General features: G+C 46.7%; 21 protein-coding genes. 9 read left to right on the top strand and 12 right to left on the bottom strand.

Annotation, left to right across the window (positions count from 1 at the left end):
* Positions 1–121: 121 nt before the first annotated feature.
* The 3 genes from dps to IL_RS00375 all read left to right on the top strand — a co-directional run bounded on the left by dps (position 122) and on the right by IL_RS00375 (position 4,111).
* The gene (gene dps / locus IL_RS00385) at positions 122–637 is read left to right on the top strand and encodes a DNA starvation/stationary phase protection protein Dps (RefSeq protein WP_011233338.1); all 516 of its coding nucleotides are present in this window, start codon (positions 122–124) and stop codon (positions 635–637) included.
* Positions 638–825: 188 nt separating this feature from the next.
* Positions 826–2,988 carry a S9 family peptidase gene (locus tag IL_RS00380; protein WP_011233337.1) on the top strand — a complete coding sequence of 721 codons (2,163 nt, stop codon included), beginning with the start codon at positions 826–828 and terminating at the stop codon, positions 2,986–2,988.
* A gap of 37 nt (positions 2,989–3,025) precedes the next feature.
* Positions 3,026–4,111, top strand: coding sequence for a DUF2891 domain-containing protein (locus IL_RS00375; protein ID WP_011233336.1), 1,086 nt, complete (start codon positions 3,026–3,028; stop codon positions 4,109–4,111).
* Positions 4,112–4,201: 90 nt separating this feature from the next.
* On the opposite strand, the gene IL_RS00370 is transcribed toward IL_RS00375, so the two are convergent.
* The gene (locus tag IL_RS00370; RefSeq protein WP_011233335.1) at positions 4,202–5,584 is read right to left on the bottom strand and encodes an NAD-dependent succinate-semialdehyde dehydrogenase; all 1,383 of its coding nucleotides are present in this window, start codon (positions 5,582–5,584) and stop codon (positions 4,202–4,204) included.
* Positions 5,585–5,778: 194 nt separating this feature from the next.
* The gene (locus IL_RS00365) at positions 5,779–6,390 is read right to left on the bottom strand and encodes a TetR/AcrR family transcriptional regulator (RefSeq protein WP_011233334.1); all 612 of its coding nucleotides are present in this window, start codon (positions 6,388–6,390) and stop codon (positions 5,779–5,781) included.
* A gap of 283 nt (positions 6,391–6,673) precedes the next feature.
* Here IL_RS00365 and IL_RS00360 point away from each other — a divergent pair, with 283 nt between their 5' ends.
* Positions 6,674–7,516 carry a bifunctional transcriptional activator/DNA repair enzyme AdaA gene (locus IL_RS00360; protein WP_011233333.1) on the top strand — a complete coding sequence of 281 codons (843 nt, stop codon included), beginning with the start codon at positions 6,674–6,676 and terminating at the stop codon, positions 7,514–7,516.
* A gap of 72 nt (positions 7,517–7,588) precedes the next feature.
* Here IL_RS00360 and IL_RS13810 read toward each other — a convergent pair whose 3' ends face one another.
* Positions 7,589–7,711, bottom strand: a complete 123-nt coding sequence (locus IL_RS13810; RefSeq protein WP_255801540.1) for a hypothetical protein — start codon at positions 7,709–7,711, stop codon at positions 7,589–7,591.
* Between the two features lie 277 nt (positions 7,712–7,988).
* On the opposite strand from IL_RS13810, the gene IL_RS00355 reads away from it, so the two are divergent.
* The gene (locus tag IL_RS00355; RefSeq protein WP_011233332.1) at positions 7,989–10,040 is read left to right on the top strand and encodes a TonB-dependent receptor; all 2,052 of its coding nucleotides are present in this window, start codon (positions 7,989–7,991) and stop codon (positions 10,038–10,040) included.
* 120 nt (positions 10,041–10,160) lie between these two features.
* Here IL_RS00355 and IL_RS00350 read toward each other — a convergent pair whose 3' ends face one another.
* On the bottom strand, positions 10,161–10,496 hold the full coding sequence (locus IL_RS00350; RefSeq protein ID WP_011233331.1) for a zinc ribbon domain-containing protein: 336 nt from the start codon (positions 10,494–10,496) through the stop codon (positions 10,161–10,163).
* Positions 10,497–10,618: 122 nt separating this feature from the next.
* Between IL_RS00350 and IL_RS00345 the strand changes: the two genes are divergently transcribed.
* Positions 10,619–11,035 carry a YqaA family protein gene (locus tag IL_RS00345; protein ID WP_011233330.1) on the top strand — a complete coding sequence of 139 codons (417 nt, stop codon included), beginning with the start codon at positions 10,619–10,621 and terminating at the stop codon, positions 11,033–11,035.
* A gap of 67 nt (positions 11,036–11,102) precedes the next feature.
* Here IL_RS00345 and trxC read toward each other — a convergent pair whose 3' ends face one another.
* Entirely contained in the window at positions 11,103–11,531 is a 429-nt protein-coding gene (gene trxC, locus IL_RS00340) for a thioredoxin TrxC (RefSeq protein ID WP_011233329.1), read from the bottom strand.
* A gap of 97 nt (positions 11,532–11,628) precedes the next feature.
* Here trxC and IL_RS00335 point away from each other — a divergent pair, with 97 nt between their 5' ends.
* Positions 11,629–12,276 (top strand): cupin domain-containing protein, encoded by a 648-nt coding sequence (locus IL_RS00335; RefSeq protein ID WP_011233328.1) that lies wholly within the window; start codon positions 11,629–11,631, stop codon positions 12,274–12,276.
* A gap of 131 nt (positions 12,277–12,407) precedes the next feature.
* Here the strand turns inward: IL_RS00335 and IL_RS00330 are convergent, their stop codons facing one another.
* From IL_RS00330 to IL_RS00315, 4 genes are read right to left on the bottom strand one after another with little or no spacing between them, the layout of a single operon-like run.
* Complete coding sequence (locus IL_RS00330; protein ID WP_011233327.1) at positions 12,408–12,716, bottom strand: DUF3240 family protein; 309 nt, start codon at positions 12,714–12,716, stop codon at positions 12,408–12,410.
* Positions 12,706–15,774, bottom strand: a complete 3,069-nt coding sequence (locus IL_RS00325; protein WP_011233326.1) for an efflux RND transporter permease subunit — start codon at positions 15,772–15,774, stop codon at positions 12,706–12,708. The genes IL_RS00330 and IL_RS00325 overlap by 11 nt, the downstream gene beginning before the upstream one ends.
* Positions 15,774–16,814, bottom strand: coding sequence for a membrane fusion-like protein (locus IL_RS00320; protein ID WP_011233325.1), 1,041 nt, complete (start codon positions 16,812–16,814; stop codon positions 15,774–15,776). The genes IL_RS00325 and IL_RS00320 overlap by 1 nt, the downstream gene beginning before the upstream one ends.
* Positions 16,811–18,007, bottom strand: coding sequence for a TolC family protein (locus IL_RS00315; protein WP_011233324.1), 1,197 nt, complete (start codon positions 18,005–18,007; stop codon positions 16,811–16,813). Before IL_RS00315 ends, IL_RS00320 begins: the two co-directional genes overlap by 4 nt.
* Positions 18,008–18,105: 98 nt before the next feature.
* Between IL_RS00315 and IL_RS00310 the strand changes: the two genes are divergently transcribed.
* The gene (locus IL_RS00310) at positions 18,106–18,615 is read left to right on the top strand and encodes a helix-turn-helix transcriptional regulator (protein ID WP_011233323.1); all 510 of its coding nucleotides are present in this window, start codon (positions 18,106–18,108) and stop codon (positions 18,613–18,615) included.
* 218 nt (positions 18,616–18,833) lie between these two features.
* Here the strand turns inward: IL_RS00310 and IL_RS00305 are convergent, their stop codons facing one another.
* The 3 genes from IL_RS00305 to IL_RS00295 all read right to left on the bottom strand — a co-directional run bounded on the left by IL_RS00305 (position 18,834) and on the right by IL_RS00295 (position 21,123).
* Positions 18,834–20,147: a type II toxin-antitoxin system HipA family toxin gene (locus tag IL_RS00305; protein WP_011233322.1), complete on the bottom strand. Its 1,314-nt coding sequence runs from the start codon at positions 20,145–20,147 to the stop codon at positions 18,834–18,836.
* The gene (locus IL_RS00300; protein ID WP_011233321.1) at positions 20,147–20,419 is read right to left on the bottom strand and encodes a helix-turn-helix domain-containing protein; all 273 of its coding nucleotides are present in this window, start codon (positions 20,417–20,419) and stop codon (positions 20,147–20,149) included. Before IL_RS00300 ends, IL_RS00305 begins: the two co-directional genes overlap by 1 nt.
* Before the next feature lie 389 nt (positions 20,420–20,808).
* Entirely contained in the window at positions 20,809–21,123 is a 315-nt protein-coding gene (locus IL_RS00295; protein WP_272940786.1) for a type IV toxin-antitoxin system AbiEi family antitoxin domain-containing protein, read from the bottom strand.
* Positions 21,124–21,291: 168 nt separating this feature from the next.
* On the opposite strand from IL_RS00295, the gene IL_RS00290 reads away from it, so the two are divergent.
* Positions 21,292–21,702 carry a helix-turn-helix domain-containing protein gene (locus IL_RS00290; RefSeq protein WP_011233320.1) on the top strand — a complete coding sequence of 137 codons (411 nt, stop codon included), beginning with the start codon at positions 21,292–21,294 and terminating at the stop codon, positions 21,700–21,702.
* Positions 21,703–21,924 lie beyond the last annotated feature (222 nt).

Below are 21,924 nucleotides of genomic sequence, written 5' to 3'. Positions count from 1 at the left end.
TTTCGCGCTTTCGGCAACGACGGCCACCATATAGGGTGGCCGTCGTTGCTTGCTAAGCGTAAAGATCCATTGCATCGATTTACGCGTATAAAGGAGTGATGAACAAATAACAGGAGGAATAATGAATACAAGTGATAAAACAGCTGAATTCACCGCCCCTGGGATTAAAAACGAATCTGCCCAAGACGCTATAGCGCTGCTCGACGACCGTCTGGTTGCACTGCTTGACCTTCAACTGACGCTTAAACATGTTCACTGGAACGTGGTTGGTCCAAACTTTATTGGCGTACACGAAATGCTGGACCCGCAGGTTGATAGCATTCGTGAAATGACCGATACCATCGCAGAGCGCATCGCCACTATGGGCGGCGTTCCCGCCGGTACCCCGCAGTCAATTGTGGACCGCCGTTCATGGAAAGACTATTCGATAGGCAGGGGTCTGGTCACTGAACATCTGGTTGCGCTTGATAAAGTGTACAACGGTGTTAATAAAGACCACAGAGACGCGCTCAATAAACTCGCTGAACTAGACCCTGTTTCGGAAGACATGCTCACTGGCCAACTCGCTGAGCTTGAGCAATTCCAGTGGTTTGTCCGTGCTCATATCGAGTCAGCATCGGGTGAACTCAAAAGCTAATTAATTTGTACAATTAGTAAACCAATCCGGAAGCCCAGCAAGGATGTTGCTGGGCTTTTTGCTTTTAAGACCAGACTACTGAAATTAAGAAAAGCCTATAAATACCTGGCTTCCCCCGATATAGCTAACAAATTATAACTTTGTTAATATCATTTGAATTAAAATAATAATCATAACGAGATCTCCACATGCAAAAACTTCGCCCCCTTTATATTGCTCTATTAAGTGCTGCATTATTGCAGGCCTGCTCTCCCGCGAATCAAAACACCGATACCAGCTCATCGACCTCTAAACAAGGCGTTGAAGCTCCGGTAGCAGAAAAAGTCCCTCATGAAATGACCATTCATGGTGATACCCGCATCGATAATTATTACTGGATGCGGGACGATGAACGTAAAGACCCTAAAGTACTGGCTTATCTTGAGGCAGAGAACGCTTATACGGATGAGATGCTGGCTCACACGGAAGATTTGCAGCAAAAGCTGTTTGAAGAAATGAAAAGCCGCATTGCCAAAGATGATAACTCCGTACCAGTACGTGACGGCGACTACTATTACTCAACAGAAATGCGCGGCGATAACGAATACCCGATTTACGTTCGCAGTACAGATTTTTCCGGTACCAACAAGCAAATTTTGTTAAATGTTAATGAGCTTGCTGAAGGTAAAGATTATTACTCCGTAGGCAGTCTTGAAGTTAGCCCGGACGATGCGATTCTTGCCTATAGTGAAGATACCGTTAGCCGCCGTATGTATGAAATTAAACTTAAGAATATGAAAACCGGTGAGTTACTCCCGGATCAAATCAAAAATACGTCTGGCGATATTGTCTGGGGTAACGACGGACAGCATTTTTACTACATAAAGAAAGACCCGGAAACCCTGCTGGGTTATCAAGTATATCGTCATAAAGTGGGTACCGAACAGCAACAAGATGAACTGGTCTATGAAGAGCAGGACACAACCTTTTACACCGGCATTCGCAAAAGCAAAGACGACTCAAAAATTTATATTATCCATGATGCGACCGAATCTAAAGGCGTCTCGCTAATTGATGCCAATGACCCCAACGCCAAGCCGGTTGAGTTTGTGCCACGGGAAGACGGCCTGGAATACAGCATAGCTAAACACGGTGATGATTATTATGTGTTGACCAATCTGGATGCCGTGAACTTTCGCCTGATGCGGGTAAGCGCAGATAAGCTTGGCGACAAGCAGCACTGGCAGGAAGTTATTCCACATAAAGAAGACACTCGACTGGAAGACATTGAGCTGTTTGACCAGCATTTGGTTTATAAACAGCGCCAGCGCGGACTAACAGAGGTGTTCGTACGAAACCTAAATACCGGTGATGAACAAGAGCTTTCATTCCGCGACAAAGCTTACACGCTGTATTTTTACGGTAACAAAGAAGCCGATAACCCTGAGCTGCGCCTTTACTACACCAGTATGACCACTCCGGGTAGCCATTATAATGTAGACCTGAACAGTCTGGATAAAACGCTGTTAAAGCAACAGCCTGTACTTGGCGATTTTAAACCTGAAAACTACGCTTCCGAACGGTTATTTGTCACCGCCCGGGACGGTGCTGAGGTACCGGTAACACTGGTTTACCGTAAGGACAAATTTAAAAAAGATGGCGCCAACCCACTTTATCAATACGGTTATGGCTCTTACGGTTCTACTTCAGAACCCAGCTTTAGCAGCAACCGTCTAAGCTTACTGGATCGCGGCTTTGTTTTTGCTATCGCCCATATTCGCGGCTCACAAATGCTCGGTCGCACCTGGTACGAAGACGGCAAAAAACTGAGCAAGAAAAATACCTTTAATGACTTTGTTGATGTGACTAAGTCATTGGTTGAGCAAGGCTATGGCGCAGAGGATAAAGTCTTTGCCATGGGTGGTAGTGCTGGTGGCCTGTTAATGGGCGCAGTGATCAATCAGGCACCGGAGCTTTACCTTGGCGTAGCGGCACATGTACCTTTTGTCGATGTTGTGACGACCATGCTGGATGAGAGTATTCCTCTCACTACCAACGAGTTTGACGAGTGGGGTAACCCGAAAGAGAAAGTCTATTACGACTATATGTTGTCGTATTCACCTTATGATCAAATCAGCGCACAGGACTACCCTAACCTGCTGGTAACCACCGGACTCTTTGACTCACAAGTGCAGTATTTCGAACCAGCCAAGTGGGTCGCTAAGCTCAGGGATTATAAAACCGATGATAATCTGCTGCTGTTTAAAACCGAAATGGAAGCGGGTCACGGTGGTGTTTCCGGGCGCTTTAAGCGCTTGCAAAACACGGCGCTGGAATACGCTTTCTTTCTCGATTTACTGAAAAACCAATGAGCCAGTTAACACAGTCTCCAGCATATAAGGCAACATTATGAATATTCGCGGCATTATAAGCAGTGCCCTACTCATGTCGGTTAGCCTGTTCACTCAGGCGGCCGATAATAACGCATCGTCACACGAGCTCAGCCTCTCGGAAGCCAATAAGCTGGTGGAGCTACCACTGCATTGTGTCGAGACACCTTATCCATACAAAACAGGAATAATATTAGGCAGTGCCGATGATTTAAAGGAACCGTCGGTTCTGCACCCGGTTTTTTACGGCTGTTTTGACTGGCACAGCGCCGCTCATGGTTATTGGTCAATGGTGACGTTGCTGCGTCAGTTTCCGGACTTAGAACAGGCCGACGAAGTCAAAGCCATACTTAAACGTAATTTAACCGCCGAGAAAGTGGCGCGCGAAGTCGACTTTTTCAGTAAAGATATTAATGACTCGTTTGAGCGCACTTACGGCTGGGCCTGGCTGTTAAAGCTGTCTGACGAGCTCCATTCATGGGAAGACCCTATGGCCAAAGACCTAGCCGCTAACTTACAACCATTAGCCGATTTAATTGTTGAGCGCTATATCAACTTCTTACCTCGATTAGTTTACCCAGTGCGTGTGGGCGAGCATACCAACACAGCCTTTGGCTTAAGTTTCGCCTACGACTATGCCGTTAACCAGCAGCACACCGGACTACAGCAGTTAATTGCCAAACGCGCGAAAGACTATTTTCTGGAAGATAAAAACTGCCCCATAGGCTGGGAGCCCAGCGGCTACGACTTTCTTTCGCCCTGCCTGGAAGAAATTGGCTTAATGCAGCGCGTTCTACCGAAGCAGCAGTTTTTAACCTGGCTGGATGATTTTATGCCACAACTCGCTGACCCAGAATTCAGTCTGGCGGTAGGTGAAGTTGGCGACAGAACCGATGGCAAACTGGTTCATCTGGACGGTTTAAATTTCAGCCGCGCCTGGAACCTCTATGCGCTGGCTAACCAATACCCGCAGTACAGGCATTTACGCAAAATAGCCGATAAGCATATGGCGCACTCATACCCTAATCTAATCGGCGATAGCTACGAAGGTGGTCACTGGCTTGGCAGCTTTGCTATTCAGGCGTTAAATCAGACCCAGCAGTAGTTGCTGACAGAAAAGACGGGGACAAAAGAGTTTATAAACGGCCACTCATTGAGGAGTGGCCGGTAAGTTAAAAGCTAACCCTGCGAGGAATTACTCCTTAACCACGTTGATTGCCTTAACATTAACAAACTCATGCATGCCAAAACCGCCATGTTCGCGGCCGTAGCCTGAGTCCTTAACACCACCAAAGGGCATCTCTGGTGTTGCAACGCCGAAGCCGTTGATGAAAACCATACCGGTATCGAAGTATTTGCTCGCCAACTCCGTGGCACGCTGCACATCTTTTGAGATAATACCACCACCAAGGCCGTAGCGGCTGTCGTTAGCTATGCGCATAGCGTCTTCGTCATCCTTAGCACGAATCAATGCGGCAACTGGGCCGAACAGCTCGTCATCGTAAGCCGGCTGACCCGGTTCGACATTTTCCAGCACGGTTACCGGATAAAAGGCACCTTTGCCCTCAGGTTTCTCCCCGCCACAAAGTATGCGGGCGCCTTTACTCACGCTTTCTTCAACCTGTTTATGCAATTGGTCTCGCAGATCAACACGGGCCATAGGGCCTACATCCGTATCGCTTTGCGTAGGGTCACCAACTTTCAGAGCTTTCATCTTCTCAACATAGCGCTCTTTGAATGCCTCGTAGTTAGCCTCGGTCACCACGAACCGCTTGGCAGCCACACAAGTCTGTCCGGTGTTGAATACCCGTCCCATAACGCAGGTATCCACCGCAACATCGAGGTCGGCATCGTCGAGCACCAGGTACGCGTCGTTAGAGCCAAGTTCCAGCACCGTCTTTTTGAGATGCTTAGCAGCCTGAGTCGCCACTTTACGTCCTGCGCCGTCGCTCCCGGTGAGAGTCACACCACGTACCAGTGAGTGAGCAATGACTTCATCCGAAGTCTCGTGGGAAATAACCAAGGTGCGGAACACGTTTTCAGGCAGTCCTGCTTCGCGATAAATTTTTTCCAGCAACAAGCCGCTACCGGTAACGTTCTCAGCATGTTTCAGCAGCACAGTGTTGCCGGCCATGATGTTAGCTATCGAATAGCGTACGACTTGATAAGCGGGAAAGTTCCATGGCTGGATACCGTAGACGATACCAATTGGCGAGTAAGTGACAATACCTCGCTGACCGTTGCCTGGCTTGCGTTCTTCATCAGCCAACTCTTCCGGGCCATGCTCAGCGGTGTAGTCGCATATACCCACGCATAAGTCGATTTCCTGACGAGCCTGTTCGGGCAGTTTCCCCATTTCTTTAACCATGAGGTCGGCAAACTCTTCCTTGTGTTCTTGCAGCGCCTTACCGATAGCTTTCACGCTCTTAGCACGCTGCTCCAGCGACTCAAGACGCCATTGTAAAAATGCAGCGTGGCTCTCCTCGATTATCTGAGTGACCTCGGCAAGATCCATTTTCGTATAGCTTTTCAGCTGTTCGCCGTTAGAGGGATTGATCGTAGTAATTTGGTTACTCATTCTATCTCCCGTTCATTGTCTATAAGTAAACATTGGTAAATTCTCTAAACCAATCAGGTTTTAGATCGACGTGTTTTAACGCCTTGCGCTATAGACGACCGGTCTATTCTTAACTGTAGCGGACAATGAGCAATTCTGTCAAATCGACTCAGAGTGATGAGCCGGTGAACTCGGGTATAGCGGATAACGGCCTTTTAAGCCTTAGTATCGCTGCAATCCAGCATTAGAAGAGTTGAATTCCGCGCTTCATGTAGAGGTTCCTTGTCCTGGCTTAATTTAGCGAGCAATGCCGCACCCATCCACATCTGGTAAAGCATCCGAGCCAATTGAAGGGGAGGAGCTCCATCAGCTAGCGAGCCATCACTACGACCATTCTCAATCAAAGTCGCAATCTTTACTATGAGCTGCTGCACGCCATCATCCAGGATCTGCCGCATAGTCTCAGACATGTCTGCAACCTCAGCCGCAAGCTTCACCACCAGACACTCTTCCGCCCAACCACGTGTCGGGTCATCAGGGTCAGCTATCCAGGCATCCCAGTAACGCATTAAATTGTCTCGGCCACTACCCGATGCCGTAAGCAGCTGCTCAAACTTACATCCGTAATCATTGGTGTACTCTTTCAACAACTCGCAACCAAAGGCTTCCTTCGATGGAAAATAATGATAGAAGGAACCTTTTGGGATACCACAACTCTTAAGAATTTCCTGCAACCCCACCGCAGCAAAGCCTTTTTTAAGTACCAACCGGTACCCCGTCTCAAGAATATGCTGGCGTTTGGTTGCCGCTTTTTTTGTTCGTTGCATTAATAGAACCTCTAATTACGTCGCCTGAACGTTCCTAATTTTCTAAATGGTTTTAAGCGCTACAATATAACTTAAAATAGAAGTGCTTATTAGCAATAGGGTGTAACAAGTGACACCCGTTTATGAAAAAATCGATTCAGTCTGAATTCGAGGTCACTTGTCTCCAGATAGCAAGCTTCGGGTCGGCATTATAGTAAGCGTGTGATACTTCTAATCTTACCTGCAGTTCCACCTTATTAGTGGATGGTGGTGTATCAATTCGTTACGTTTAAAGGTATTGATTATGTCTGACTACACTCGCATTGAAAAAGCCATGACCTATATGTCAGGGCATGTATCGAGCCAGCCGACCCTGGAAGACGTTGCTGCTCATGTTCATCTCAGTCCGTTCCACTTCCATCGGGTGTTTTGTAAATGGGCAGGCACCACACCGAAACGCTTCCTGCAGGCCCTTACGCTGGAGCGAAGCAAACGAATGCTGAAGGGAGAAAGCTCTCTTATGGATGTTTCCCTCAGCATGGGTTTAAGCGGAGGCTCCCGACTGTATGACCACTTTGTAAAGCTAGAAGCCGTAACGCCAGGTGAATACAAGAACGAAGGCCAGGGAGTTACTATCCAATACGGCGTAAATGAAACTCCTTTTGGTAAGATATTTGTCGCAATTACTCCACGGGGCGTATGCCGCATTGAGTTTTTGGGCTCCAGAGCTGTTGACGAGATACTTACTGATTTATGCAAAGACTGGCCCAAAGCCGCGCTCGTAAGCAACGAAAACGCGACGAACTATGTGGCTAACGTACTGTTTAGTCGGTTAAAAGACGGGCAGTCTAACCCCTTGTCATTGCACGTTATGGGTACTAATTTCCAAGTGGCCGTATGGCGAGCGTTATTGAGGATACCACCGGGAAAGCTGGCGAGCTATTCGCAAATTGCCAATGTACTCGATTGCCCAGGGGCATCTCGTGCAGTTGGTAATGCTGTTGGAGCTAATCCTGTTGCAATGCTAATTCCGTGTCACCGTGTTATTCAGAAAAGCGGCGCTTTAGGCCGGTATCGCTGGGGTTCTGCGAAGAAAGAGATGCTTCAGGCGTGGGAGCTGCTGTGCGAAAAGCCAATAGAAGTATAGTTGCTGAAAAACTTTATTAGCCCCTACAAAAAAGCCCAGCAAATTACACTGGGCTCGGGATTGCGTAATTAATTACGCTTTTTTAGCAGGTGCATGCTCAGATTGCTTTTGGTCTTTTTGCTGACCGGGTGCTGCCTGCTTCTGTTCGCCTGGTTTGTTTGGCGTTTGTGAACCTTTATTTTTTTGCGTATCCATTGTCAACTCCTTAAAGAGTTTGTCAGCATCATTCAATTATGACGCTATTTAAAAGTATAGACGGCTCTTAGAGATATGTATGTCCATTACTGAAAATAACTTCGTATTTCTGCTTTTTCCTCGCAAGCATCTAACGATATCTCGACGGATAGCAGCCCCACGCATGCAATCCTCTGAATAACTTATTCTGTGGCAATCCCGAAGGCCTTGTTTTATTTCAAATGAACAATATAATCATTCTCATTTAGATTTAATAAAATCTAAAGGGGGAACTGTTTTGAATAAGTTTATCTTTACTGGAGCGGTGTTTTCGCTATTTAGCCCAGTCCTGTTTGCGCAGACAGCGGATGTTGAAAATAGCGATAAAGAAGAGAAACAAATAGAGCGAATTTCTGTCGTTGGCGCCGCCACAAACTTTAGTGTAACTGCAGACGACATAGAGCAGTTTCAGGCGAATGACCTTGCTGACATTTTCCGGGAATCTCCCTCGGTAAGCGTAGGTGGTTCTGTTGGTGTAGCCCAAAAGATTTATATTCGCGGCCTTGAAGATGCATACCTTAATGTGACGGTAGATGGTGCGCAGCAAACTTCCACCCTGTTTCACCATATTGGTCGCGTAACCCTGGACCCAGATTTACTCAAACAAATAGACGTACAGGCCGGCGCTGGCGAGGCGACCAGTGGCCCTGGAGCTATTGGCGGCTCAATACGCTTCAAGACAAAAGATGCTCAGGACTTACTGCACAATGACGAGCAGTTTGGCGGTCGTTTAAAAGCGAACTACTTCTCTAATGATGGCACGCGTTACAGCGGCACGTTATACGGGAAGCTTAATGACTCATTTGGTCTTTTAGGCTATTTCAGTACCGTTGACCGCAACACCATGGAAGACGGTGACGATAATAAAATATACGGTACAGCAGCAGACCAGGACCTCACCTTTTTAAAAGCAAGTGGTGACATTGCCAATAATCATTATGTGTCATTCAGTTTTGAGCAGCGCGATGAAGAAGGTGAATTCTCTGCTCGCCCGAACTGGGTTGTACCCGAAGGTTCGCCGCTTTATCCAAGCGCGGCTAAACGTGACACCTATGTCGCCAATTACCGGTTTGACCACAGTGACGCGGTGTACCTTAAAGCAACCGCTTACCAGACAAGCTCATCGTTTCGCGGTGGCCGTTTTGATTGGTTAGCTGAAATTGACACTCAGGGTTTTGATATTCGCAATACCAGCGAAACTCTCAACCACAGCTTTACTTACGGCGTCGATTACCGCAGTGATGAGGTAGAAAGTGGCCCTGCTGCCGGCCCGAAAGAAAACTCAGAAGAAAGCAGTGTATTAGGCGTTTACGCGCAAGCGCATAGTCATATTACAGCCGATCTTTTGTTTAGCTACGGCGTGCGCTATGACGACTATGAATTTCAGCAACAAATTCTGCTTGATGAGTATTCTGGCGAGCCTGTAACGGATACGCCGGCGAGCCTCGATGACAGTGAGCTTAGCTTTAACGCCGGTTTGTCGTATCAGTTGTCGCAGGCATGGAAGTTTGGATTAAGTTACGCCGAGGCCGCCAGAGGTAAAGAAATTGGCGATGGCTTTACTCTGGACGAATACCTTTACGACGGAAACGATATTCCCGTTGTCGCCGGTGATGTCGTACCGGAAACGGTTGAGAACATCGAAACCTCGATTGAGTACAGTGCTAATAATCTGAATGCAAAATTCAGTGTTTATCAGTCAACCATATATGACGTCATTTTCAGTGGTTTTGCAGGGAACTCTGTCTACAACAACATTGGTGACGTTGAGTCGACAGGTGTTGAATTTAACCTTGCGTATCGTTGGAACTCTCTGGACATGTACTTCGGCTTTTCCAGCGCAGACTCTGAGCTTTCTCCGCGCGACGGCTTGTACACTGAGAGTTATGATTCAATCGATTTGAACGCCTATGAGTTTAATGGTTTGGGTAACAGCCGTGGTAACACTATTGTTTTGGGTGCAGACTACTTTGTTACAAACGACCTGAGCTTTGGCTTTAATGTGACTCGAGTAGATGACATTCATATTAAAACCCTGCATCAGGCGCTGGAGAATGGCTGGACCGACTCGCTGTATACTTTGAACAAGCCAAGTTATACCGTTGTTGATCTCTATAGCGCGTGGGATATTACTAACAACTTTTCGGTGAACATAGCGGTAACTAACCTGCTGGACGAGCAATACATAAACCATTCAAGTGTCGGTGACTACAGCGAAGTGTTCCCAACCGTGGTGGGGCCTTATGAGGCCGGTCGTGACATTCGCCTTTCTGCCACCTATGATTTTTAAAGCATTGCGTGCGTCGTAAAGAGCCATTCATCGGTTGATGCGTATAAAAGACTGATGAACAAAAGACTCGTAAGCCCAGCAACGGTGTTGTTGGGCTTTTGTGCTTTTACGTAAGTCCATTTAAGAAGAGTGCGAACGCCAGATTCGAAAGCGCGTCACTATGTACCAGATAAGACCGCCGATAAACATAACCAGAGGTATCACATTGATTTCGTTACTTTGTTGAGATTCTTCTGAGGTTAAAAAGAACCAAAGCACACCCACGATAAGAATAACGAGCGATAACACACCTTGTATCTGCAAACTTTTCGATGTGTTCTCAGACGTAATAGCGCTGTTTTCGCCCGGTTGGTTCTCTTGTTCCGATTTTTCACTCTTCACAAAACCACAGGCAGGACAGCTATAGTTATTATCCAGTACCTGATCTTCACACTTTGGACATTTTTCAAATGCCATTGAGGTACCTCTCTGCTTTATTGATGAGTGTTCATTGTTGAGTGTAGTCAAAAACTTTTGTGTTTGTCATTTCCAGTACACTGATGACATCCGTTATAAGCTGTGCCACGTAATAGGGTTTTATGTATTTAAGTATATTTCTGACAGCCTTTCTGGCCGCCACAATACTGCCTGCTCAGTCTGAGTTTGTGGTCGTGGCAGCCCAGCGCATGGATTACGATGTCTGGATAATCTGGTGGCTAGCCTCAATCGGTAATACGCTGGGGTCAGTAGTCAACTATGTTCTGGGCCGTTTTTTGGTACGGTATCAGGATCGCCGCTGGTTCCCGTTCAAACCTAAATCTCTTGCCCGTGGTCATCGCTGGTTTGAACGCTTTGGTAAGTGGTCGCTGCTGATGGCCTGGGCTCCCTTCATTGGTGACCCTCTTACGTTTATAGCCGGTATGCTGCGATTAACCTTCTGGCAATTTTTGATTCTGGTTTTCATTAGTAAAGCTGGCCGCTACGCTATTTTGCTGGGTATTACGCAGTTGTTTTAAACATAAGTTTCCGGAGAAGCCAGATGCTCAGGTGAGCAAACCCCGTACCAGAGGATAATTGAGCGTATTAATACCGAGCTACCCACTGCTGAATCTGTGACGCCGACATGACACCAGCTTGTCGAGCCACTTCCTGACCATTTTTAACAAACAGAGTTGTCGGAATACTTCGCACAGCATATTGTTGCGCTAAATGGGGCTCTTTTTCCGTACTTATCTTTAAAAATTGAGCGTCATATCGCATATTTGTAGCCGCCTGTTCGAAATGAGGACCATACTGCTGGCAAGGCCCACACCAACTCGCCCAAAAGTCTACAATGAGAGGCATATCAGCACTCTGATGAGCTCGAAATTCATCACTATTTATGACAATAATTTTCCCGCTAAAAAGTAATGACCGACAATGACCGCAAACAGCGTTCTCGTTTCTCTTATCGACCACAATGCGGTTTTTCTTGTGGCATGAAGGACATGCAACAATCATTTTTTCAGCCATTCTGCTGTTTTCCTTTTGTCTTTCGCTCAGCGTGAACTATTAAGGTGTTAATTTACGTAAGTGTAATACGGTTTTTGACGGATGTAAGACTTAGGTAATGTTAAATTTAGATTTTGCTAAACGAGTCATTATTGAAACGGCGAAACAGGAGTGGGTCGACAGCCCGGCTTCTGGTGTGCGTCGTAAATTATTGGAGCGTGAAGAGGCTGAGCGCGGTCGTGCGACCAGCATCGTTGAGTATAAGCCAGGTGCATCATTTAGCACTCATGAGCATCCACTGGGTGAGGAAATATTAGTTCTCGAAGGTGTTTTTTCTGATGAAAACGGTGACTATCCAGCTGGTACTTATATTCGTAACCCACCAGGAAGCTCACATGCCCCCTTTAGTAAAGATGGCTGCAAATTACTGGTTAAGCTGCATCAATTCCAACCAACCGACACTCAAGTTGTGCGCATTAACACCCATGAAGCTGAGTGGTTACCCGGCCAAGGCGGGCTAGAAGTTATGCCGTTACATAGTCATGGCACTGAGCACGTTGCACTGGTAAAGTGGCCAGCAAATGAAGTGTTCAAACCACACCGCCACCTGGGCGGCGAAGAAATACTGGTGTTATCCGGCGAGTTCTGTGATGAACACGGACGCTATCCCGAAGGCACCTGGATGCGCAGTCCACACACGAGCGTGCACCATCCCTTTGTTGATAGAGAAACCATAATTTGGGTTAAGACAGGACATTTGGGGTAAATAAGATACTCATGAGTTTTAGTAGCGGCTTAACAAGCCCAACATAAATCGCGCGATAACTTACCCTTAATTTGAAAGGCATCGCAGAAACATCAGGGGAGAGATCTCCCCCCCTGTTCCAACAAAATAGGTTAGATATAATCACTATGTCCAACATCCTCTACTGACTGCATCACGTAGCGGACTGGCTCTTTGAAGTTTAGCTGCGATAAAGCCTCACGAATACGGGTTACATCATCAGCAGCACAAATTACTTCAGCCATCATCATCCGGCGTGCGCCACGAATTTGCTCGCCGATATCAAAACGTTCGTGATTGCGACTAAAACCGTCAATGTCATAAAGGCTAAAGCCGCTTAAATAGTCGAGTTGAATCAGGCAGTCGACCAAATCGGCTTTTTGTTCGCGGCTAAAATAGAGTTTTAACAACTTATTGGACATCACGAGCTTTCCTGTTTACGAGTAAGTATAAAATAGGCAGCAACAGCAGGGTGGCCAGCGTTGCCGTTATCAGCCCACCTATAACCACAACCGCCAGAGGCTTTTGCACTTCTGAGCCGGGACCACTGGACATTAACAGCGGAATCAGGCCAAAAATAGCGGTAATGGCTGTAATTAAGACCGGCCGCAGACGGTCTTTAGCTCCTTCAATTACTAAGGTTTTAAAGTCGGAGAAATGAACTCGAGTCTGCTCGAAGTGGCTTACCATGACGATACCGTTAAGTATGGCAACGCCCATCAAAGCAATAAAACCGACCGATGCCGGAACAGACATGTACTCACCGCTTAGCCAGAGCGAAATTGCCCCGCCACTCAGGGCAAACGGAATATTCGTCAGCACAATCGTTGTCAGGCCAATCGAGCCCATCGAGCTAAACAGTAAGATAACGATTAACAGCAAAGCGACAGGGATAACCATTAACAAATTAGCACTGGCCCGCGCCTGGTTTTCGAACTCACCTCCGTACTCAATAAAATAGCCCGGATCAAGGTTTACGTTGGCGCTGACACGTTGCTGTAGTTCATTAACAAAACCAACGACATCGCGGTTTTCAACATTGCTGGTGATTAACGCGTAACGGTTAGAATTTTCACGCTCGATAATCGCCGGACCGTGCTCGAAGGTGATCTCGGCAAGTTGCTGCAGTGCGACGGTTTCGCCGTTGTCGGTGACAATTGGCAAGGACTCGATGTTGCTGACAGAGTGATAATTGCCCGCAGGTTTTTGCGAACCCATGACAATCGGTGTGCGAATACGTCCATTCACGGCTTCGCTGACCGGAAAGCCGCTGAGTTGTGAAAGAATAAATTCACTAAAGTTTTGTTTCGTGACGCCATAAAAGCGCAGTTGCTGCATATTCGGGACAATACTTAAAAAGCGTGCGCCAGTAATAACACTTGCCTGAACGTCGACCGCGCCTTGCACTTGTTTGGCTTGCTCAACTACCCTATCGGTGACATTGGCAAGGGTATTCATGTCATCACCAAACACTTTAATCGAGACGTCGCCACTACTGCCGGTTAGCATTTCAGAAATGCGCATTTGAATAGGTTGGGTAACGTTAACGTTCATGCCAGGATAGCCTGAAACCACTTCGCGAATGGCATCAATCAGTTCTTGTTTGCTATCAAAACGCCAGCTGTCTTTAGGGTTAAGCTCCATGAACACATCGGTTTCGTTTAAACCCATGGGGTCTAAACCGAGTTCATCTGAGCCGGTACGGGCAACGATTTGCTTGATCTCCGGGATCTTAGCGAGTAGTTCACGCTCAACCTGTGTATCCAGTTCTATCGATTCTTGTAAAGAAATGGTCGGTGACTTTTCCAGTTGCACGATAATGTCGCCTTCATCCATGGTAGGCATAAAGATTTTACCGACCATGATAAAGCTGACTACGCTTAAGGCGAGCACTCCCGCAAAGCCCATCAGTGTGGCACTGCGACGTTTAATTGCGCCGGATAATATACGCTGATAGCACGCTTGCATACGCTCAAGCGATTTATTGCGGCGAGCTTTGGGTCGCATTAGTAAAGAGCCTAAAGCAGGGATTAGCGTCAGCGAAGTCACTAAAGCGGCGGTGATTGCTATAACAATGGTCAAGGCGACCGGTGAAAATAACTTACCTTCCAGGCCAGTCAGCGTGAGTAGAGGTAAAAACACCAAAATAATGATCACAGTGCCGCTAACTACAGAGGGCGCCACGGACAGGCTGGCACGGTAAATTTTGTGCAGCAAGGGTAACTGTTTTTGTGAGTTTAACTCGGTCTCGATTTTTTCGGTGATCACTACCGACGAGTCAACAATCATACCGATAGCAATAACTAACCCGCCTAAACTCATCAAGTTCGCCGATAAACCGAGTAATTGCAGGCAAATAAAGGTGATCAGCGCCGCCACGGGGATCGATAACGAGACCAAAATTGACGCACGAACATTACGTAAAAAGAAAACCAGTACCGCTATAACTAACACGATGGACTGCATCAGCGCATCAGAGATTCCAGCTATAGCCGTGTCAATAAGGCCTTTACGATTATAGAACACGTTAATGTCAGTGTCTTTTGGCAGGCTAGGCTTTATTTGTGCCAGTTTTTGCTCTACCGCTTCAACCACCGCAGCGGCATTAGCTCCTTTTAATCCAACCACCAGGCCTTCTACGGCTTCTTCACCATCCTTGGTAATCGCGCCAAAGCGCGGCAGGTAACTGAGCGCAACATCACCCAGTTGGTCTAGTCGATACACTTGCTGGTATTGATTCGTCACGCTAATGGCCGCCAGGTCGTCAAGCGCGACAATACGTCCGGTAACCCGTGCGCTAAAAGTTTCGGTACCTTGGGTGATGCGACCTAAATTACCGACTTGGTTGGCATCAGCCAATGCATCCTTAATAGTTTGTAGCGAAATGCCAGCATCACTTAATTTTGACGCCGACGGAGTAAACTGAAAGGTTCTGACTTTACCGCCTAAATTAGTGACATCTGCTACCCCTTCAACCGTGCGTAGTGTCGGCCGAATCACCCAATCTAGCAGGTGACGCTTTTGCTCCAGGTTCATGCCGGGATTTTCTATCGTAAACATAAACATTTCGCTTAATGGCGTGCTCATCGGTGCCATACCGCCTTGAATACCGTCCGGCAGGTCTTTACTGACGGCGGCGAGTTTTTCCGCAACTTGTTGGCGCGCCCAATAAATATCGGTGCCTTCGTCAAAGTCGAGGGTTATCGAGGTAATACCGTACTTGGTGGTTGAGCGCAGAATGGTTTGATTCGGTATACCCAACAATTCGGTTTCTAACGGGTGAGTTACCTGGTTTTCTACCCGTTCGGCAGCCATACCGGGGGCGCGTAAGATGACGTTAACCTGAGTCGGTGAAATCTCCGGGAAAGCATCCACCGGTAGTTGGCGAAGCGACTGGATACCGGCCGCTATTAACAGCAGAAAAGTAATAAAAACAAACAGACGATTTTTTAACGAAAAGCTCAGTATGCGGCTAATCATTACTGCGCCTCCTCGTCTTCTGCGATAACCTTGAGTGCTGCGACAGAATGCGTTGCAATGATGTTCAGAGGTGTAGTTGATTGCACAAAGTAATGCTCGCCGCTTAAGCTTAATAGTTCGATAGGCACAGCGTTAATTGTCGCATTTTCTATGCTAAAGATAATGGGTTGATCCTGCAGTGTGGCAATGGCACTGGCCGGCAGAAGATAAGCATTTTCTATTGCTGCCTGGGGTACAACGTTAACGCGTTGACCGATGGTCCAGTTGATGTCCTGTGGTGGCTCACTCCAAATTCGTACAAAGCCATTACGCACGGTTTGTTCGCGTTGGCTCACCCGCAGCTTTTGGCCGTTAATGTTTAGACTCGAGATACGTTTTGCCTGTTCTATCGGTACCTCGGCAACGATGGCTAAACGCGCATGAGCGATTAGCGTACCCAGCTGTTGCCCATTACTGCTGGTCCGCCACACTCCTGGCTCTGTTGCGATGAGTTGTGCAGACTGCTCAGCGGTTTGTTTTACCCGCCGCAGGACCACGTTAATTTCGTGCAAGGTGTCATTCAGGCTAATGTATTGCGTTAGAAACTGCTGCCACTCATCGGCGGCAATGGCATTGTTTTGGTATAACTTCTTTTTGCTCTGATACTGCTTAGCGGCAACATCGTACTGCTCTTGTAGTGTTTCAACACGGTGAAAAAAGTGTTCTACCGAGGGGCCATGTAGTTGCGCAATAAGGGTACCGGATTCCACTGCCTGCCCATCAACAACTTGATAGTCTACTGCTGCGTTTTCAAACGGGTTGGGCAGAGTTAAAACACTGCCTGGGGTCGTCTGGTAACTTCCTGTGACCGGTGCAAAAGCTACGTTATCTACATTCACTGCCGCTTGCGGACGTAAATCGTAGTTACTTACCTGCTCGACAGAAATTGATTGCGCCGCTAACACAGTCGTTGTTGTCGCAAGCCCTGACAAAGCAAGTGCGATGACACTAACTATGGGACTAAGAGTAGCGGCTAGACGAGATAGGTTACAGCGTTTCATAAAGTCATTCCCTGTGCTTGGTTTAATAAGGCATTTGCCAGCTGTAGCTCTATCTGGCTTAGCTGCGCCGCTTGCTGATAGGACAACTGCTCAAGTAATCTCTCGATATACAAGCGAGTGTCAATTTGACCTTGTTCATATAGGTTGTCGAGCTGCTCGATGGCGTTGTGGCTTAACTCGGCGTTTTGACGGTCAGTTTGGTGCTTTTGTTTCAATTGCTCTAACTGGCTTTGCGCGTTAGCCATGTCGAGTTCAAGGCGGATTTGAGTCTGCCGGAGTGACTGGTTAAGCTCGCTTTGTTGCTGTTGCAACGCAACAAGTTCACTAGCATTCAGTGATTGTGAAAAATCGAGCGGAAGACTAAAGCCTAGTCCCCATTGGTTTTCACTTTGGTTGGGCGCGTCAATGTATTTATAGCCCGCGTTAATGCCCCAGCTTTTTTGCACAGCAACGGTCTGTTGCGTAGCATTTAGCGCTAATTGCCATTGCAACTGAAGGGTTTGTAATGCTGGATGCGCTGCCGTTGAGGCGTGTGGACGAACAGATTCCTGTAGCGACTGTGGCACGTTATTAACGCCGGTCAGTTGCTGCCATACACGCTCGAGCTGCTGCAAGGCTATTTGCTTTTCTGCAACCTGGCTAAGCGAACGTTGGTGTTGTTGCTTCACTATAATACCGGCATAAACTGGGCGTTCACCGGCTGCCACTAACGACTGAGTCTGGCGCTGGAGCTGATTTAATTGATTGGTAACTTTTTCGGCATAAGCCAGTTCAGCCTGCAGGCGCTTAGCTTGCCAGAAAAGCTCTCGTATGACGCCGCTGGCGGTTAACTCTAGCTGACGTTGTTGAAGCTGTTGGTAGCGTTCAACTAGTTTTTCAGAGTTGTTAATTAATTTGCGCTGCTCGGGGGATAAAAATTCCAGCTCTAATACCAGCTCTGTTTCGTTTGAGCCAATAGCATCATCGTTAGTCTGCCAATGCATGAGGGATAACCGTGGCGTCGCAGACAACCATTGGCGCTGGCTAAAATCGGTATCGATAAGAAGACCATCTGTTTTGAGCCGTTCAACAACGGATTCCAGCAATGTTTGCTGCGATAGGTTATCGCCCTTAGCCAAAGGGCTTAGCAAAAAAAATGTACTTGCCAATAGGCTGAAAAATAATTTACCAGAGGTAGCGCGGAGCAAAGACATCAAAGCCTCCATCGGTTAATATCGTTGTAGACATTAAGGTTTTTAAGGCGTTAATGCATCGGGCGGATGTCCTAAGCGTAGTAGTTTATGGGGGATTTATGACAATTGACCGACTATTAATGGTGATATTTTTATTAATTGCGTTTGCTAACGTCTCTGACGTGGTAGCCGATTACCATATGCAAGTGGCAACCTGGCACTTGGCCATTGAGGGAATTACCGTGGTCATTTCGATTGCGGCATTTATTGTACTGTGGTGGCGGGTATTGCGGCGCAATCAAGAGCTGAAGCAGGTAAAAGTTGCGCTATCGCGACACCAGCAGCGTGAAAAGGAAAGTACAGCGAACCATGAGCCGGGAAAAGAACGTGATAAATCGCCGGATTCTTACACCGCTGTACAATCTTGGTTCAAACAATGGAAGCTGTCTCCCAGTGAGCAAGAGGTTGCAGTGTTATTAATCAAAGGGTTAAGCTTTAACGAAATAGCCGAAGTCCGTAGTACCAAAGAAAAGACTGTCCGCCAGCAGGCATCGTCAGTCTATGCTAAGTCTGGTTTAAGTGGTCGCAACCAACTATCGGCTTGGTTGATTGATGCGCTACTATATTAAGAGTGTTTCTACCCCCCCGCCTCCGGAGCAAAAACCTACGAAACTGGGTAGTATCGCGTTAACCGTGCGAAACTGAGTTTAATCGTTATATCAATAACTTAATGAGTTGCGCGGCTAAGACGTTTAGCCGCACATTAGAACGGAACAAAACAAGCCACTGCAAAAGTTGCCACAAGTTATTACTAAGTCAAAATGGGTCATTAGTCAGTAGGAAGTGCTCATTCGATAAGTAGTCGGCGTTTCCGCTCTTGCATACCATCAAAGATTGGTGTCGAAACCCTTGTCGGGAAATCATTGGGTAAATCGCCTTTTACTCGTTCAATAACATCGTCAACCTGATCACACAGGGCGTTGATAATTTCACTCATTCTGGTCGGACTGAATTCAGCTTCTTTCGCTGCGTTTAAAAAATGACGTTTAAAAATTTGATAGATGTTCCGCTTTTTACCCCCCGCCCCTCGCAAGCTCATCGCAAGTCTCAAGTCGCGAATATTGATGCCTGTTCCACCCACAGCAGTATAAGCAGAAATAATGTCGTACAAAGGCGTTAAACGGAAAGCCCCATAAGGCTCAATATGCACAGAGAAATTCTTTCCGTGCCCATCAGTGGCGCCTAATAGAAAGAAAAGCACCTGTGCGCCCATGAAAGCCTCACGATCACCTGTGGAATCAGCAGACCCTTGAAGATGCTTCATAATACTGGCAATCGACGGACCGTTATCCGATTCGTACTTTCGCGCAGATGGCAGTCCAAGCACCTGACAATAATCTTCTTGAGGAAGCCGCATTAACCAAGAATGATCACTTGAATATGTACGATCAAAACGCTCAATGGCGAGGGCTTTAACATTTGGTGTGATAATTACCTCACAATCCGGTGCTTCAAAACCGAATGCTCGTGCAATTTTTAAGCAGAGCATTTCATTTTCAACGCTGTCACTTAAATCGATTGTGTGATCGTGGCTTTGAATCTTACCAATCGGAAGTTTAATGATATGAGTAGTCGGCGTGTTTCCATTTGGAATACACCATGCACCATCTATTTTTAACAGGGCTGTTTTTTCCTGAGCCCCAGCAATTGATATTCTAAAATCATCCAACTCCCGAAGCATGCCCAAAGGTGCCTTGGACTGGTAGCCTTTTAAAACACGTTCTAACTTCTCTTCGGTGAGTTTTTCATAACGCAGTTCACGAATATTCCCTGGTTTTTCTCCTGCCGGGACGAACTGCAATGCACCAACACTATCTTTCCCAATAGCCGCCAGTAGATCAAATGCTTGATCGGAGTCGGCTTGATAACGGGCAACAATCCGGTCTCTAACTTCCTCATTGTCAGGCAGCAGGTTATCAAAAAAGTTAATAACCTCGCGCCCTGAATAAGCGTCATGGCGTAAGGGCATAGACAAAGAGATTGGCCGTGCACCCTCTTTATCAATCCACATCTCATCATAACGAAATGTGTGAGCGCCGGAATCATTTCGACTCAGGTGACCTACGCGGTAGCCGTTCATATAGACGTCGAGCGTATTCATTACCACTCCTCAGTCCATTCATCACCAGGCGTTGACGAATCAACGTTCTTCTTCAGAACGGTGCCTTTAGGTTTCACTTCCAGCTCGAGCTCTAAAGCGGACAGCAAGCGAAACAACGTATCGAGCTGCATTTTCTCTGGCATTGATTCAAACTTAGAGACCGTCCCCTGCCTAAGTCCGACTAAATCACCAACCTTAGCTTGACTCAGGCCGCGACGTCTTCGTTCATCCCGTAGGTAGATCGATAATGCTTTGGGATCAGTAATTTTCATTACATCCTCTCTTATACGCAAATTCGTATGAAACCAGTATTATACGCAAATCCGTATAAGTCAAGATATACACGCGAATGCGTATAACTTTATATCTATACGCACTCACGTATAAAATAGATACTCTATTCATCTTACACATGAAAACTTCCCCGTACTTAGCTGTCCAAAATCGGATCTAAGGTCAACGAAAGTTTTCCAAGTTTTTTCAGCTAACCGCCGGTAGCCGATCAATACCATCAAGCCCGAGTAATGACCAATCCGGTTGGCGTGATTTAAACGTCAAAAGAAACGCCCTCTCCTCTTTAACTTCAAATGAGCGTATGACAGTCACATTCTGAATTTCGGCTGTGAGCTTTTTACCTATTTGCTCCAGTATCCATGATAATTTACATCTCCTTGGGTACCGTGATCTGCCATTTGCTTTCCAGGCGCCCATCTACCGCTACGACTCTCTTACCTGCCCCTAAGTCGTATTCCTCTGGCCTCAAGTATTTAAACCAAGGCTGTTGATTACGCTCCGCTAACCAAAAAAATAACCGTTTCACTTTTACATTAAAACAGCCCTTCAAAAGCGCATCCAACTTACGGGGAGACAGGTTATGTAACCCCTGAAGCAGCGCGTCAGCATGCTCGAAACTGACGTGCTTAGGCACCTCTTTGAGTACTTCCAGATAGGATTTTTCAACACACGAATACGTTATTTCTGGCAGACATTAGTCAAACTAGAGGAACAGGAAGACCGTAAACCTGTGGTTTGCTTCTCTTGGCCACTACAGTTAGTGTCGTCCGCCTGTCGTGTATATTTCGTGACCGACACCGACGTCGTTGCTTCATCATTGAGCCTGAATACAGATACCAGGGGAATTTAAATGATTAAAAAATTGCGAGAGCGTAAGAATTGGTCTCAAGAACAATTAGCGATAATGTCAGGCTTGAGTGTAAGAACAATTCAACGTATAGAAAGCGGTAATAAAGCAAGTATGGAGTCTCTTAAATCACTGGCCTCTGTGTTCGAAGTCGATGTGTCGAAGCTAACAGAGGAAATTACTGTGATTGATAAAGAATCTAAATACTGGAAGCAACAACCGGTTTGGTTCAAATTAAGTTTGTTTGGCGTCAATAGAAGAAATAAGCTCGTTTGGGTCGAGTACTTAAGCGTGTTGCTGGGACTGGCAACCTGGATTATACATCCAGACATTTTTGCGACGTCTGCTTTTTTCTTAGCGGCTTACTTAATAAGTAAATTAGTAAACAGGGCCGATAGCCGGAAAGTTTGGTAGAAGAATAATAGGCAAAGGCAGGTTAGAAAAGTGTCGTGGTGCGTAAAGGGAGTTAAGCATGTTTTGGCAAGTATCTTTCTGGATTTTAGTAGCAATAGTCGCTCTGCCTTTTCCGTTTAAAGTGCTCGGATATATATCTGGAAGAGACAAAAGCCCTCTCATTGTAAAAGTCGAAGAAATGGCTAATACACTGTTCCTGGCGCTAGGATGTATTGGGTAAGA

The sequence above is a fragment of the Idiomarina loihiensis L2TR genome (genome assembly GCF_000008465.1).
GTDB lineage: Bacteria > Pseudomonadota > Gammaproteobacteria > Enterobacterales > Alteromonadaceae > Idiomarina > Idiomarina loihiensis.
The sequence above is the reverse complement of the archived record's forward strand: the minus strand, read 5'-3'. Positions and strand labels throughout refer to the sequence as shown.